Below are 14,312 nucleotides of genomic sequence, written 5' to 3'. Positions count from 1 at the left end.
CATCACCTGGTCGAACAGGTCGCGGATCCGGCCGTGCTGGGCGCGCAGCAGGTCGATCACGTCCTCGGTGGTCCGGGCGTCGGTGGGTGTGGTCTGCATGAGCCCTCCTGATCGTCATGGTCGGCGCCGGCCCGCGGACTCGCGGGTTCGCGACGCCGCGTCCACTACCCGCCGTCCGGGCGGCTAAGCCAGCCGGACATCGCGCGCCGGCAAAAATCCCGTCCGCGATTTGAAAGGCGTGTGCGGAATCGAGATACGGGGGTAGGGGCGCATCCGCCGAGACGATCCGACCCACAAGGAGGGCGAGCCGGTGGCGTTCAACCCGCTCGAACACCGCGGTATCCCGCTGGACGACCAACTGCGCAACTGGAGCCAGCTGGACGTCGCGCCCGTCGACCCCGACCATTCCGATCCCTACACCCGATGCCGGATCATCACGATGAACGGCATCGAGGTGGAGGCGATCATGTTCAGCCACCACTTCAACCGGGTCTGCCCCGACATCGAGGTGAAGCAGCAGCTCGCGAGAGTCCGCAACATCGAGCAGCAACAGCAGAAGGTCGTGAACTGGCTGCTGCCCGGGCAGGCGTCGGTGCTGGAGACGACCATCGCCTACGAGCAGGTCGCCGTCGACCTGACCGGCTGGGTCGCGCGGCAGGAGCCCGACCCCTACCTCAAGCAGGCCTACCAGTTCGGTCTGCTGGAGGACTTCGACCACCTGTACCGGTACGCCAACCTGTACGAGATGATCGAGCACCGCAAGGCCGAGAAGATCGTCGACCAGCTCACCGAGGTCATGCCGGGACGGCCGACGCGGCTGCACCACCGCGACCCCGTCGACAACGTCCGCGAGCCGTACGACCGGGAGGCGGCGGCGCCGATCTCGAAGCTGCACGCGCTGACGATCATGTCGGCCGAGCAGCAGACGATGAACTTCTACATGAACGTCGGCCCGATGTACATGGAGCCGATCGCGCGGCAGCTCTATCAGGAGATCGGCCTGGTGGAGGAGGAGCACGTCACGCATTACGAGTCGCTGGTCGACCCGGGCGAGACGTGGTGGGAGCGGCTGGTCAACCACGAGTACAACGAGTGCTACCTGTACTACTCGTTCATGCAGACCGAGTCCGACCCGCGCGTCAAGCGGATCTGGGAGCTGCACCTGAACATGGAGCTGGAGCACCTGCGGATCGCCTGCGACCTGATGCGCCGCCACGACGGCCGCGACCCCGAGTCGGTCCTGGCCCCCGCGCTGCCCGAGCCGGTCACCTTCGAGCCGAACAAGGAGCTCGTCCGCGAGCTGCTGGCCACCCAGATCGACTGGACCACCCTCGGCACCGGCTACGTCCAGGAGGCGCATCGCCGGTTCGAGGAGTACCAGGACAAGATCAACGCCGAGCGCCCGCCGTCCGACCGGGTCATCGACGAGCACCGCGACAAGTTCGGCGACGAGTACCGCCTGGAGACCGAGGGGCCCCACCCCGTCGAAAGTCTCCGCGACAACCCGAGGGCGTAGTTCCGAGAGGACGACGATCGCCGCCCTCGGCGGCTCGCCACGTCCGCTAGGCGGACGTGGCGAAGCCGTGCTCGCGGGCGTAGTCCTCCAGTTGCCCCCGCAGCCGGCGGCGTCCGCGGTGCAGGCGGGACATGACCGTTCCGAGCGGGACGTCGAGGATGCTCGCGATCTCCTTGTAGGAGAAGCCCTCCACGTCGGCGAGGTAGACGGGGATGCGGAATTCCTCCGGCAGGTCGCCGAGGGCGTCCTTCACCTCCGTGTCCGGGAGGCGTTCGAGCGCGGACGCCTCGGCCGACTTCAGGCCGCCGGGACTGTGCGAGGCCGCTTCCGCCAGCTGCCAGTCCTCGATCTCCTCGCTCGCCGACTGGACGGGCCGCCGCTGCTTCTTGCGGTACTCGTTGATGAAGGTGTTGGTCAGGATGCGGTACAGCCACGCCCGCAGATTGGTGCCTTCTTTGTACTGGTGAAAGGACGCGTAAGCCTTGGCAAAGGCTTCTTGGACGAGGTCCTCGGCGTCCGCCGGATTGCGGGTCATCCGCAGCGCGGCCCCGTAGAGCTGGTCGAGGTACGGCAGCGCGTCGCGTTCGAATCGCGTTCGGTCCCGGGCGGTCCGCGGATCGGTCATGTACATCCCGGGGCCGGTTCGCGCTTTTCGCTGCCGGCTCTCCGGATGGCGCGCGGAGGCGCTGCGGCCGTCCATGTCGTCCCCTCCTTCGGGTCCGGAACGGACCGTATGCCCGGCATTCCGCGCCGCTAACGATCGAGCCCCCGGTAACCGCCCGCCCCTCCGCCGCCCGGCTCTCCGCCGCCGCGCGGTCGCCGTTTAGCCCGGCGGGTCCGGGTATCGGCAGCGCATGGGCGAATCCCGTTCCCGGACGTTTCTGGGCATCTACCTGAACGACCACCTTGCGGCGGCGGCCGGTGGCGTGGGCCTGGCCCGCAGGTTCGCGCAAAGCCATCGCGACTCGGAGGACGCGGAGCGCTTCAGGCGGCTCGCCGACGACATCGCCGCCGACCGGGGCGCTCTGCTGGCGATCCTGAAGTCGCTCGGGCTGCCTGCCCGCCGGTACAAGAGCCTGGCCGTGTGGACGGCCGAAAAGGCAGGACGCCTCAAGCTCAACGGCGGCCTTCTCCGCCGCTCACCACTGAGCGACGTCGTGGAATTGGAAGCCCTTGTCCTGGCGGTCCAAGGAAAGAGCGCCGGATGGCAGACGCTGCTCACCATCGCCGACCAGGAACCCAGGCTCGACACCGAGCGGTTGCGGACGCTTCAGGCACGCGCGAACGCCCAGCTCGCCGTCCTGGAACAACTCCGCACGGCGGCCGTCAAGGACGCGTTCCGCGAGGTGGGAGCCGCGGAAACCGCCGCCGGGTCGTAGGTCTCAGCGGGTGGTGGCCATTCCGCCGGTCGCGGCGATGACCTCGCCCGTATCTGCCGGATGTGAGAAAAGCAGACGTATTGGCGTCGCGACTCCCGTCTGACCCGGCTAGCGCATGGCATAGCTCTCACCGCTGGCGGGTTTTCGCCGTCCGGACCCGGAAAAGTGCACCGCCATGTCGTGGACCGGCGGGCCCAATGCTCTCGATTAGCCGCGCGGCGGCGTTGACCGGCCGGCGGCTGCGCTGGCACCTGGACAACGGACGCCACGTCGTGGTCCAGGTGGTGCGCGGTCCAGGACGGGAACGCGATCTGGCCGTCCAGTCGGTCAAGGCGGCGGTGGCGGCCGTGGTGGCCTGGGTGATCGCCAGGCAGTGGCTGGAGGCGCCGCTGCCGTTCATCGCGGCGTGGGTGGCGCTCCTGATGGTGGACGCCACCGTGTACCGCTCGGTGGTCAAGGGCGTCCAGCAGTTGCTGGCCGTGGTGGTCGGGCTGGTCGCCGCCACCGGCGCCTACACCCTCGCCGGCGACCGGACCGTCGCGCTGCTGATCGTGCTGGTCCTGGTGATGCCGCTGGCGAACTGGCGCAAGTTCGGCGACCAGGGCGTCAACGCCGCGGTGTCGGCGCTGCTGGTGCTGACCAGCGGGCATCCGGGCGTCGACGAGATCGTCACCCGGCTGGGGGAGACCGCGCTGGGCGCGGCGGTCGGGATCGGCCTCAACGCGGTCGTGTTCCCGCCGGTCCACCTGCGCGACGCCCGGGACGCCACCGCGGGCGTCGCCGGTGAGATCGTCGCGCTCCTGGAAGACGTCGCGGCCGGGCTGCGCGAGGACTGGAACGCCGACGACGCCCGGTTGTGGCTGCGCCGCGCCGACCGGCTGCACTACCGCGTCGAGGACGCCTGGTCGGCGATCAGGCGCGGCCAGGAGAGCGTCCACCTCAACCTGCTGAGGCAGCCGCGCCATGAGCCGGACCTGTCGCCGGTCCTGCTGCCGCTGGAAGTGGTCGTCAAGCAGACCGAGGGCATCTGCCGGACCCTGGCGGACGCGGCCACCGACGGCATGCCCAGCGCCGGCCCGCCCTTCCTGGCCCTGTACGCCGACGTCCTCGACCACGCCGCCGCCGTCGTCAACGCCTACCGCGGCCGCCACTTCGGCCCGGCCCCGCCGGAGCCGCCGCAGATCCTGGCGGCGGCCCGGCGTCGCAACCAGGAACTCCACGACCGGCTACGCCGGCGGACGCCGCCGCCCGACGCCTGGATGGTCCGCGGCCCGCTGCTCATCGAGGTCGACCGCCTCCTCGACCACCTGGCCAACTACCTCCCGGAACCGGGCGAGCCCGGCACCGGGCCCGCTGAGCCGGGCGGGCCCGGGCTGCCATAGAGGAGGAATTGGGCGAATGGGACGCATGTGGGCGGGTACCGATTTCGGACACCCCTAGGTCACGGAGGAGACATGACCGTTGGACACGCTCTGCCCGAGCGGTCCGCGAAGTTCACGCGGGAGATGACGCCGGCGCTGCCCGCAGCGCGCGGCCCGGTGTCGCGGGCGGTGGTGGAGGCGCTGGCCGCGGACCCACCCCTGGCGACCTCGCTGTTCGCCGACGCGATGCGCGCCATGGCGTCCGCCGACCCTTACGGGGAGGATCTGCAGCTGGCCCTGCACACCTGTTACGAGCTGCACTACCGAGGTTTCGCCGGAGTAGACCCCGACTGGGAATGGGACACGGACCTCTTGCGGCTGCGCGGCGCCATGGAAGCGGTCTTCCTGGACGCCCTGCGCCGCGACACCACGCCGGACGACGACGTGGACGGAGCGCTGGAGGAACTGCTGACCGAACCGGTCGACGGCAGCGGCGTCACCCACCATCTCCGCGACGAAGGGGAATGGTGGCAACTGCTGGAGCACGCGGCGCACCGCTCGGTGTACCACCTGAAGGAGGCCGACCCGCACGCGTTCGTCGTCCCGCGGCTGCACGGCCGCGCCAAGACCGCGCTGATGGCGGTGGAGAACGACGAGTTCGGCGGCGGACGTCCGGAGATGATCCACCAGGGCCTCTACGCCGACCTCCTCGACGACCTGGGCCTGGACTCGTCCTACGGCGCCTACGTGGACGCCGCCCCGGCGGTGACGCTGGCGACGGTCACCATGATGTCGCTGTTCGGCCTCCGCCGATCGCTGCGGGGCGCGCTCGTGGGGCACTTCGCGGCCGCGGAGATCACCACGGCGCCGTCCGCCCGCCGGATGGCGCGGGCCCTGGAACGCCTGGACGGCGGCCCGCGGGCCCGCCTGTTCTACACCGAGCACATCGAGGCGGACGCCGTCCACGAGCAGGTGCTCCGCCACGACGTGATCGGCGGCCTCCTCGCCGACGAGCCGCGGCTGGCGTCCGACGTGGTGTTCGGAGTGCGCGCCACGGTCCTGCTGGAAGACCGGTTCGGCCGCCACGTGCTGGACCGCTGGCGTTCGGGCGGCACGTCGCTGCGCCGCCCGCTCGACGAGGGGACGGTGGGCCGGTGATGCTCCTGTGTCCTCCCGGGGTGTACCGGCCACAGAGCGACACGCGCCTGCTGACCGGGGCGCTGCGCCAGGTAGGCGTTCCAGCGGGCGCGCGGTTGCTGGAGCTCGGCACCGGGTCCGGCGCGGTCGCCGTGGCCGCGGCGAGTTCCGGCTGCGAGGTCGTCGCGGTGGACGTGTCCGCGCGGGCCGTGCTGACGGCGCGGCTCAACGCGCTGCTGCGCGGCGTCCCGGTACGCGTCCTGCGCGGCGACCTGTTCGCGCCGGTGGCGGGCGAGGTGTTCGACGTGATCGTCGCCAACCCCCCGTACGTTCCCGGCGACACCGACCCGTCCGCGGCCCGCGGCCGGGCACGCGCCTGGGAGGCCGGCCCGACCGGCCGGGCCGTCCTCGACCGGATCTGCCACGCGGCCCCGCGCCACCTGACCCCGACGGGGACGCTTCTCGTGGTCCACTCGGCCCTGAGCGGGGTGGCGACCACGCTGGTCACGCTCCGCCGGGCCGGGATGCGGGCGCAGGTGATCGCGCGGCATCGTGAACCGTTCGGCCCGGTGATGCACGGCCGGGCCGAGTCCCTGACGGCGCGCGGCCTGCTGCGTCCCGGACAGGGGCACGAGGACCTGGTCGTGGTGCGCGCCGACCGGACGGCGGCAGGACGGGAACATGAACGCGGACGCCATGCGGCCTGACCCGGAAAGGCGCGTGCGGATCGTCCCGGGCGGACCGCTGCTGGTCGAGGGCCCGGTGGAGATCGTCCTGGACGACGGCACGACGGTGACGTCGGACCGCTTCCTGGTAGCCCTCTGCACCTGCCGCCGCAGCCACGCCTACCCGTTCTGCGACACCAGCCACCGCCGCCGCACCCGCCCCCAGCCCGACGACAAGTGACCTTCCGACCGAGTGAAGGGAGCAGTTCGTCCTAGGGGGTGTCGATGTAGGCGCGGATTTCGGACGCGACCTTGTCGGGGGAGTCGAGCGTGGGGAAGTGGGTCGGACCGTTCAGGGTGCGGTACTCGAACCACGGGTGCTCGCTCTGGAAGTCGATGTGCGCCTGTTCGTAGGAGCGGGTGGTCGGCTGGGAGAACAAGTGCTTGATCGGGCGGTGCTCGCTCAGCCCGGCCATCCGCTGGAGGGGGGAGCCGAACTCGGCGTAGGCGCCGGCGATCACGCGGCAGGAGCGGGCCCACATCTCGAAGCCGAATCCGGACATCTCCTCGTCGAGGTGGCGTTGGACGCGTTCGTGGCGGTGCCCGTTGAGCCACACGTCGTACAGGCCCTGGCGGCCCTCGATCCAGCGGACGGGGTCCTGGATGGCGGCGAGCCCGGCGGCGAAGCCGGGAGCCGGCGGCGTCATCAGCCAGTCCACGACGATCAGGCGGGGCACGCGGGACGTGCCGGCCCGTTCGGCGATCTCCAGGTTGGCCCAACCGCCGTGCGAGTGCGAGACGGGCAGGAACCGGTCCACGCGCAGCGCGTCGAGGACGGCGAGGGTGTCACCGGCCTGTTCGGCGTAGCCGAACTCGTCCACGGGGGAGCGGTCCTCGCCGTGGCCCCGCCAGTCCACGCACAGGACGCGCAGGTCGCCGTCGAGGTGGGGGACGAGCCGGTCGAACAGCCGGTGGTCATGGCACCAGCCGCTGAGCAGGACGACGACCGGCGCGTCCGCCGGGCCCTGGTCCTGGTAGGTGATCGGGTGGCCGGCGACGCGGATGGTCTTGAGGTCGGTCATGTCTTCCTTTCACTGGCCGCGGGACGCTCCGGCGAAACGTCCAGCGCCGGTCGGGACGGTCAGGGCCGCGCGCACGCGGGACGCTGGGCGTGCTCGATGGTCGGGCGCTCGGTGTACTCCCAGTCGCGGGAGCAGCCGGTCGACGGGCGCGGACGGGTCGCTGAGGGCGCCGGCCGGGCCGAGGGCGCTCATCATCGCGCGGCCGCCGCCCTGGCCGAGGTAGGGCGGGCTCGCCTGGTCGGGGGCACGTTTCGGTTCCTTCCCGGTCAATGGGTGGGGCGGACGCCGGTCAGGCCGGGAGGCCGTCGGCGTAGGCGTCGCTGAAGTTGCGGCTGGCCATGCGCTCGGCCGCGCCGAACCAGCCGGCGAGCTCTTCGGCGCCGTGCTTCGGCAGCTTCGCGTGGCCCTCGTGGATCCGGTCGAGCGCCGCGTTCGCCCGCGCGCGGACGGCCGCGAGGTCCTGCCCGACGAGTTCGCCGCCGCGCTTGCGCACGACCCCGTCCACCAGGACCGTGTCGACGTCGGCGGCCGTGGACTGCAGGACGACCGTGCCCGCCATGTGGCTCGGACGCACCAGGTCCATCCGCGGCTTGACGACGATCACGTCGGCCTTCTTGCCGGCCGTGAGCGACCCGACGCGGTCCTGGAGACCAAGGGTGTGCGCGCCGTTGACCGTCGCCCATTCGAGCGCGTGGCGGGTCGTGAGGTCGATCGTCCAAGGCATGGTGCCGGTGGCGTGCACCTTCGCGTTGTCGAGCATGCGCTGCATCTGGAGGCCGATGCGCATCTGGGAGAACAGGTCGCCCGAGCCGACGCACACGATGTCGGTGGACACGCCGGGGCGCAGGCCGTGGTCCATCGCGGCGCGGAAGGGCGGGATCCCCATGCCCATCTGCATCTCGGTCTCGGGCGCGATGGTGACCCGCTGGTCGTGCCGGGCCATCAGCCGCCATTCCTGCTCGTCCAGCGCCGGGCAGTGGATGTGCACGTGCCCGGGGATCAGCAGGCCGTGGTCGGCGAGCTCGCGCAGCCCCTTCAGCAGGATGGACGTCGTGGCCGCCGCGGTGTGCGAGGCGCGCAGCACGTCCAGCTCGCGGGCGAGCCGGATCTCCGCCGCGATCGTGCCGAACGGGAGGATGCCGAAGTCGGTGAGCAGCATCCCCATCGTGACCAGCGCGTCGTCGGCGGACAGCCGCTCGCGGCGCAGGCGCGACGCGTCCTTGAGCCGGTCGTCGTGCGAGGCGAACGCGCGCGGGAACTCGTACGCCTGCATCCCGTAGTTGTAGACGGCGCGGATCCCGGCGGCCTGCAGCGCGTCGACGTTGGCGTCGGCGTGCTCGGGCGTGTTGACGCAGTCGTTGCAGTCCATGATCGTCGTGATCCCGGCGTCCAGCGCCTCCAGCGCGCCGACCGTGGACGCCGCGCCCAGATCCGCGGCCTCCAGGAAGGAGCCGGTGCCGTAGAAGGTGCCGGCGAGGAACTCCGGCAGCGACTCGTCGGCGGAGACGGCCCGCATCAGCGCCATCCAGGTGTGCCGGTGGCTGTCGATCATGCCGGGGAGCACGATCCCGCCGGACGCGTCGACGGTCTCGGCGTCGACATGCCGGAGCTCCGCCGCGTCCCGCGCCACCGCGGCGATCCGGTCGTCCTCGATCAGGACGGCGCCGCCCGGCAGGTCGCCGAGGTCCGGGTCCATCGTGATCACATGCCCGCCGGTGATCACCGTACGTGAGACGCTCATGAGCTGACCTCCGGAAACGTGGATCTTGGGTGTCCATATCTTGAGCACACCGGAGCGGGCGATGCCCAATGCCGGTTACGGACGGGGCTATATCCGGACCGTCATAGCGCTAGGTCAGCCGACGTGACGGCGGTCACGAAAACCCCGGTGGACGCCCGGGGAACGGGGGCCGCGGGGCGCGGCGCCCGGGCGGCGACGAGAGCGCCCATCGAATGCCCGAGCAGGATCGCCGCGCAGGTCGAGGCCGCGCAGCATGGCGAGGTCGCGCAGCACGGCGAAGGCGTCGGCGGCCGGCTCGTCCAGGCCGACGCGGCCGCTGAGCTGCTCGGACAGGCGCCGGCTCACCGGCGGAGCGGTCTGCTCAGAAGGGCGGCGGGCCACTCCCGACCAGCGCGATGACGTCGGACCAGGCAGCCGAGTCACCGAGCTGGACCTGTGCTTCACGGCCGTCTGGCAGCCTCAGAGTACGGTCGCGAAGACCGGTGGCGTCGAAGTCGCCGATGGTCGCGGTCCCGGACCACTCCCGCTGCTTGGCGCGCAGGTCGACGTAAACCTCGACCTCGGCTCCGTCACTGCTGATCAGTGTGGCCGGACCCCGGTAGCGGCTCACGCCCGGGTCGTCTCAGGAGGGCTGGTGTGGAGTGTCTTCATGAGAACGCACCATAGCGCCCGGTGCCGACGTTCTCGGGAGCGAGCATGGACCCCGCCTCGGGTCGTGTCACATTTGCCTGGGCAGCGGCGGGTGGAGCGTGATGATCCGCTCGTCCGCGGGGTCTGGCCGGGGGGTGGCCGTCCGCTGGTCTTCGGCGAGCTGGACCAGGCGGGCGGAGGTGTCGGCGAACAGGAGCAGCTGGCGGGCGGCGGACGGGCTGAACGGTTCCGCGCCCGGCCGTCCGAGCGCGGCGAGCACGCCGAGCGTGGCCTCGCCGGTGTCGAGCGGCAGGATCAGGATCGGGCCGGCCGGCAGGGCGCTCAGCGTCTGGTCGGCCACGATGCGCGCGGACAGGGCCCGGCGGGAGCTGAACGCCCGGCCGAGCATCGAACGGCCGCGCCGCACCGTCAGCCCGCGGACGCGGTCGCTGTCGGCCCCGACCGCGATGTCGATCCGCAAGGTGAACGCGTCCTCGGTGGGCAGCGCGATGAACGTCAGCGGAACGTCGGCGATGGCGCGGGCCCGGTCGGCCACGCGGATCAGCAGGTCGGGCAGGGCGATCCCGTCGAGGACCGCCGCCATCAGGTCGAACGACGCGGCCACGCGCGGGCCGTTGTCCGCGCCGCGGGACAGGCTCGGCGGCCACCAGCCGGTCGCGGCCGGATCGTTGCCGTTCATGTCGTCATCACGCTCTCCTCGTCCAGCCGGAGGCCGATCGCGGCTCGGCCCTGGGCGCCGGCCCGTGCGCCGGTCCGGCATCGTGCCTGGTCAGGCGAGCGTCCCCGGGGCCCGCATCCCGCGGTCAGGCCGCGGCCGATCGCGGATCGGGCCCGGTGGCCCGCGCGGGGCCGACGCGGGGACGGCCGCTGAAAGCGTGCAGCAGCCCGGTGGACCGCAGCAGCCTGGCCGTTCGCGGGCGCGGGCGGGCGAGGGTCAGGGGCGTGCCGTTCGCCTCCATCCGGCGGCGCGCGCCGACGAGCATCGCCAGCCCGGACGCGTCGCAGGACGTCACGCCCGACAGGTCGATGATCACGTACATGCCGGGGTCCCGCAGCGCGACGTGGAGGCGCTCCCGTAGGAACGGGGTGGAGGCGCTGTCGAGTGCGCCGCTGACGGCGATGACGGTGTGGTCGGAGAGCCGTTCACGGGTGAGACCGGTGCCGGCCGGCTGGGCGGGATGGTGTTGCGGCGTCATGGCGCCGGACCTGTCTGGCCCGAGAAGGACCGAGAATCGAGAAACCAGGGGACGCGGTCTTGGCCGCCCGCATCGAGAAAACCCTCGTCACCACAAGTCTACGCCCTCACCCCGAGAACACGGCCATCCGCCTGAGACGCCCGGTCGCGTACGTGCGGTGACGTAGACTAACGGGTGCCGGGGACCTTTCGAGCGCAGGCCGCCATGCCGGCGACGTCCCCGACGACACACGAACCGGTTCCGTACGGACCGAGAATGGGGCCCTTTATGGCCCGCGACACCGCACGGCCTGCCCCCGCAATCGCCCTGACCGCGGCGTCCGAACCCATCGCACCGCCCGCGCCACGCCTGCGTCTGGCCCCCGGCCATGCCGAACGCGGGGTCATGAACGGCGGCTGGTGGCCGCGGTCCCGCGACACCGCCGCCGAACTCACCGAACTGCTGACCGCCCTGACCATCGCGCCGGACGTGACCCCCCGCGTGACCATCGACTTCAACGACTGGGACGACATCCCGCTGCGCATCACCGTTCTGGGACGCGAGGTCAGAGTGGGCTGGCTGGCCCACCTCGACCACATGGTCGCGATCACCTGCGGCCGCGCCTCGACGTTGCTTCTCGTCATCCCTCCCGAAACGGCGCCGCCGGTGGCGGAGGAAGCTCTGGCCAGATGCGCGGCCGAGATCGGTGAAACGATGCCGCATGAGATCCTGGCCTCCTGCGGCATTCCCACCGGCCGCCGCTGACCCGTCCAGCGCCTGAGCCGCCCCCGGCTGCCGTGGCGGGTCGCGCCGAAGCCCGCACTCGCCGCGTCCTCAAGACCCTCACCCGCACCGCCGGCCCGTCACGGGCGGACCCTGCCGACGCCCCCCGCACCGGAACGGCCTTTCGATCACCAGCGCTGACGTGTTCGGGATGGACCGAAGGGAATGAGTTTGATGTCCGATTCGGGGGGTGAGGATGGCCGGGCAGGTGGACGATCGACCGGGCACGATTCATGACCGTCTCGTGGAGGCGATGAACTCCGGGGTTCTCGCCACCGACGAGTCCGGCCGGATCACAGCGTGGAACCCGCGCGCGCAGCAACTTCTCGGCTACACCCGCGACGAGGTGCTGGGAAGGCCGATGCACCGGCTTCTGCACCGGGACGCAGACGGGCACGTCCCGCCGGAACGGGACTGCCGCCTCCTGAACGTGCTGCGCACCGGCGTCCCCGACCATGGGGACGACCAGCGGTTCGCCCATCGCGACGGGCGGATGGTGGTGTGCTCCTGGTCGTCCGCGCCGATCTACACCGGCGACCAGGCCGGGACCCCACCGGAGACGGGCGCGGTGGCAGGGCTGGTCATCGTCTTCCAGGACGCCGCCGACCGGGCCGCGGTCGAACGCGAGCGGCGCGACCGGATGGCCCAGGTGCAGCGGGCCAACTCCCGGCTGAGGCTGGTCGCCGAGATCACGACGGTCCTGGCGTCCACGCTGAACGAGGAGGAGCTGCTGCGGCGGCTGGTCCGGCTCGTGGTGCCCGCGCTGGGTGACTGGGCCGAGGTCGATCTGCTGGTTCCCGACGGCCGCGTCGAGCGGGTGGCCGCGACGCACCACGAACTGTCCGCCGCCGACATCGCCGGGCTTGAGGGACCGCTTCCACCCCTCCCGCGGATACCGCGCGGACCGCTGGCCCAGGTGCTGCGCGGCGGCGGCGCGCTCGTCGTCAGCGGCAAGGGCGACGCGCGCTCCGACGAACCGCTGGACGCCGCCCAGCACGAACTCTTCGAGATCATGGACGCCCAGAACGCGATCATCGCCCCGCTGGCGGCCCGCGGTGAGACCTACGGCGCGCTGACGCTGGGCTACTCGCGCCCCGGGCAGGTCTACGGGCCGGGCGACAGACTCGTGGTGGAGGACGTCGCGCGCCGTACCGGCCTGGTCCTGGCCAACGCCCGCCTGTACGCCGAGCAGCGCAACACGGCCGAGGCGATGCAGCGCAATCTGCTCACGCCGCTGCCACAGCCGGGCGACCTGCGCCTGGAGGCCAGATACGTGCCCGCGACCCAGGTCAGCTGGGTCGGCGGCGACTGGTACGACGCGTTCACGCTGCCCGACGGCGCCACCGGGCTGGTCATCGGCGACATCGAGGGCCACGACCTGCCCGCCGCGGCCCGCATGGCCCAGGTCCGCAACATGCTCAGGGCCCTGGCGTGGGACATGGCCGAGCCGCCCAGCCGGGTGCTGGCACGCCTGGACGGCGTCATGGCCGCCGTCAGCGACGCCGAACTCGCCACCGCCGTGTTCGGCCGCGTCGAAGAACACCCGGACGGACGATGGCACCTGCGCTGGTGCAACGCCGGCCATCCACCACCCCTGCTGATCACCTGCGACGGCGGCACGCATTTCCTGGAGGAGCACGGGATCCTGCTCGGCGACCCCGACCTCTCCGGAACCCGCCCCGACGGCACCCGCGTCCTCCCGCCGTCCTCGACCCTCCTGCTCTACACCGACGGCCTCGTCGAGACCCGCGACTCCGACCTGTCGGACCGCCTCACGAGTCTCCGCCGCCACGGTTCCCACCTCGCCCAGCTCCCCTTGCCCGACCTGTGCGACAGGCTCCTGGAACGCGTGGAACCCAGCGGCGAAGACGACGTCGCCCTCCTGGCCGTCCGCATCCCCGACTGACGCCCCCTCCCACCGCGTACCTCGCCGTCCCTATCCCGACGGGCGGCGTTCAAGGCAATGAAACTGGACGTCCGACGGCGGATTCGCCCTGAACGCGCACGGCGTCCACGACGTCGACATCCTGACGCAGCGGGGCGTGAGCGCGGTCGGCTCGCCGATCCACTCGGCCCGGATCGTCCACTTCGACCGCCACCCCGACGACCCGGCCCGCACCCGTCGGCGGCAACGTCCGCCACTACGGCGTGGACCACAGCCCGTCCTACCTCTGGGACTCGGCGACACGGGTCAGCGAGGCGCTACTGCCACATCTGCACGTGGTCCTCGCCTCTGCCTCCGCCCCGAAGACCGACACATGCGCGACGCCGCGGAGGTGCGGCTACGCACGCGGATGACGAAGCACTGCAGCGGTACGAAGACCGCCACGGAGCACGTGACCCGCGCTCCCGACCGTCGGGAAAGCCGTAGTGCTATTGATTTCTCGGCCGTCAACAGAACTCCACGATCAGTATCCGCTGTCGGACGAGCCACCGAGCAAAGCAGAACACGCCCCCATCAGGAACATCAGGAGGAACAAGCCGAGACACCCTCCGCCAAGCGTGCGAACCGGCAAGGGGATCGAACGCCAGGCCTCGTCGATCTCCGGAGGCAGCAGGGACTCCCGGGGAGGGACGGGGCGGCTCGGTGCTCGATATGGGTGAGGGCCGGAGAACCCGGGTGGTCGGTGTCCGGGCGGTGAACCGGGTCGGTATCCCATGGCAGGCGGGAAGAACACCTCGCCGGAGTCGTGGCCGAAATGGTCGCCGGACATCGGCGTCGCCATCGGAGTCGGAGTTCCGTGGTGGCCTGCTGCCGGCGGAGCCCACGTGGGCCAGGTCCGCGGCGGGACCGGCGGGGGGAGGGATGAACGCCCCGGGCG

At 71.6% G+C, this 14,312-nt stretch carries 16 protein-coding genes; 8 read left to right on the top strand and 8 right to left on the bottom strand.

Going from position 1 to position 14,312, the window contains the following annotated elements; translation table 11 throughout:
- The first annotated feature begins 310 nt into the window (after window positions 1–310).
- On the top strand, window positions 311–1,516 hold the full coding sequence (locus tag E1264_RS29795) for a hypothetical protein (protein WP_132178777.1): 1,206 nt from the start codon (window positions 311–313) through the stop codon (window positions 1,514–1,516).
- Window positions 1,517–1,562: 46 nt separating this feature from the next.
- Here the strand turns inward: E1264_RS29795 and E1264_RS29790 are convergent, their stop codons facing one another.
- On the bottom strand, window positions 1,563–2,147 hold the full coding sequence (locus E1264_RS29790; protein WP_207936412.1) for a sigma-70 family RNA polymerase sigma factor: 585 nt from the start codon (window positions 2,145–2,147) through the stop codon (window positions 1,563–1,565).
- A gap of 223 nt (window positions 2,148–2,370) precedes the next feature.
- On the opposite strand from E1264_RS29790, the gene E1264_RS29785 reads away from it, so the two are divergent.
- From E1264_RS29785 to E1264_RS29765, 5 genes are all read left to right on the top strand, one after another.
- Entirely contained in the window at window positions 2,371–2,895 is a 525-nt protein-coding gene (locus tag E1264_RS29785) for a hypothetical protein (RefSeq protein ID WP_132178775.1), read from the top strand.
- A gap of 197 nt (window positions 2,896–3,092) precedes the next feature.
- Window positions 3,093–4,277, top strand: coding sequence for an aromatic acid exporter family protein (locus E1264_RS29780; protein ID WP_132178774.1), 1,185 nt, complete (start codon window positions 3,093–3,095; stop codon window positions 4,275–4,277).
- A 72-nt stretch (window positions 4,278–4,349) separates the two neighbouring features.
- Window positions 4,350–5,414: an iron-containing redox enzyme family protein gene (locus tag E1264_RS29775; protein WP_165964450.1), complete on the top strand. Its 1,065-nt coding sequence runs from the start codon at window positions 4,350–4,352 to the stop codon at window positions 5,412–5,414.
- Window positions 5,414–6,100, top strand: a complete 687-nt coding sequence (locus E1264_RS29770; RefSeq protein ID WP_132178778.1) for a HemK2/MTQ2 family protein methyltransferase — start codon at window positions 5,414–5,416, stop codon at window positions 6,098–6,100. Before E1264_RS29775 ends, E1264_RS29770 begins: the two co-directional genes overlap by 1 nt.
- Window positions 6,075–6,299 (top strand): CDGSH iron-sulfur domain-containing protein, encoded by a 225-nt coding sequence (locus E1264_RS29765; protein WP_132178773.1) that lies wholly within the window; start codon window positions 6,075–6,077, stop codon window positions 6,297–6,299. The genes E1264_RS29770 and E1264_RS29765 overlap by 26 nt, the downstream gene beginning before the upstream one ends.
- Window positions 6,300–6,330: 31 nt before the next feature.
- On the opposite strand, the gene E1264_RS29760 is transcribed toward E1264_RS29765, so the two are convergent.
- The 7 genes from E1264_RS29760 to E1264_RS29730 all read right to left on the bottom strand — a co-directional run bounded on the left by E1264_RS29760 (window position 6,331) and on the right by E1264_RS29730 (window position 10,728).
- Window positions 6,331–7,140 (bottom strand): alpha/beta hydrolase, encoded by an 810-nt coding sequence (locus E1264_RS29760; protein WP_132178772.1) that lies wholly within the window; start codon window positions 7,138–7,140, stop codon window positions 6,331–6,333.
- A gap of 9 nt (window positions 7,141–7,149) precedes the next feature.
- Window positions 7,150–7,410 (bottom strand): hypothetical protein, encoded by a 261-nt coding sequence (locus E1264_RS29755; protein ID WP_132178771.1) that lies wholly within the window; start codon window positions 7,408–7,410, stop codon window positions 7,150–7,152.
- 19 nt (window positions 7,411–7,429) lie between these two features.
- Window positions 7,430–8,881 carry an amidohydrolase family protein gene (locus tag E1264_RS29750; RefSeq protein WP_132178770.1) on the bottom strand — a complete coding sequence of 484 codons (1,452 nt, stop codon included), beginning with the start codon at window positions 8,879–8,881 and terminating at the stop codon, window positions 7,430–7,432.
- Between the two features lie 114 nt (window positions 8,882–8,995).
- Window positions 8,996–9,226, bottom strand: a complete 231-nt coding sequence (locus tag E1264_RS29745; protein ID WP_132178769.1) for a hypothetical protein — start codon at window positions 9,224–9,226, stop codon at window positions 8,996–8,998.
- Window positions 9,227–9,242: 16 nt separating this feature from the next.
- Complete coding sequence (locus E1264_RS29740; RefSeq protein ID WP_132178768.1) at window positions 9,243–9,491, bottom strand: DUF4873 domain-containing protein; 249 nt, start codon at window positions 9,489–9,491, stop codon at window positions 9,243–9,245.
- A 108-nt stretch (window positions 9,492–9,599) separates the two neighbouring features.
- Window positions 9,600–10,211 (bottom strand): GAF domain-containing protein, encoded by a 612-nt coding sequence (locus tag E1264_RS29735; RefSeq protein ID WP_132178767.1) that lies wholly within the window; start codon window positions 10,209–10,211, stop codon window positions 9,600–9,602.
- A 124-nt stretch (window positions 10,212–10,335) separates the two neighbouring features.
- Complete coding sequence (locus E1264_RS29730) at window positions 10,336–10,728, bottom strand: STAS domain-containing protein (RefSeq protein WP_132178766.1); 393 nt, start codon at window positions 10,726–10,728, stop codon at window positions 10,336–10,338.
- 267 nt (window positions 10,729–10,995) lie between these two features.
- On the opposite strand from E1264_RS29730, the gene E1264_RS29725 reads away from it, so the two are divergent.
- Together E1264_RS29725 and E1264_RS29720 are read left to right on the top strand one after the other, a co-directional pair.
- Window positions 10,996–11,472 (top strand): DUF5994 family protein, encoded by a 477-nt coding sequence (locus tag E1264_RS29725; protein ID WP_132178765.1) that lies wholly within the window; start codon window positions 10,996–10,998, stop codon window positions 11,470–11,472.
- 226 nt (window positions 11,473–11,698) lie between these two features.
- Window positions 11,699–13,396, top strand: coding sequence for a SpoIIE family protein phosphatase (locus E1264_RS29720; RefSeq protein WP_165964449.1), 1,698 nt, complete (start codon window positions 11,699–11,701; stop codon window positions 13,394–13,396).
- Window positions 13,397–14,312: the final 916 nt, after the last annotated feature.

The organism is Actinomadura sp. KC216, assembly GCF_004348535.1.
Classification (GTDB): Bacteria; Actinomycetota; Actinomycetes; order Streptosporangiales; family Streptosporangiaceae; genus Spirillospora.
Note: the sequence above shows the minus strand (reverse complement) of the source record. Positions and strands in the feature narration are given on the sequence as shown.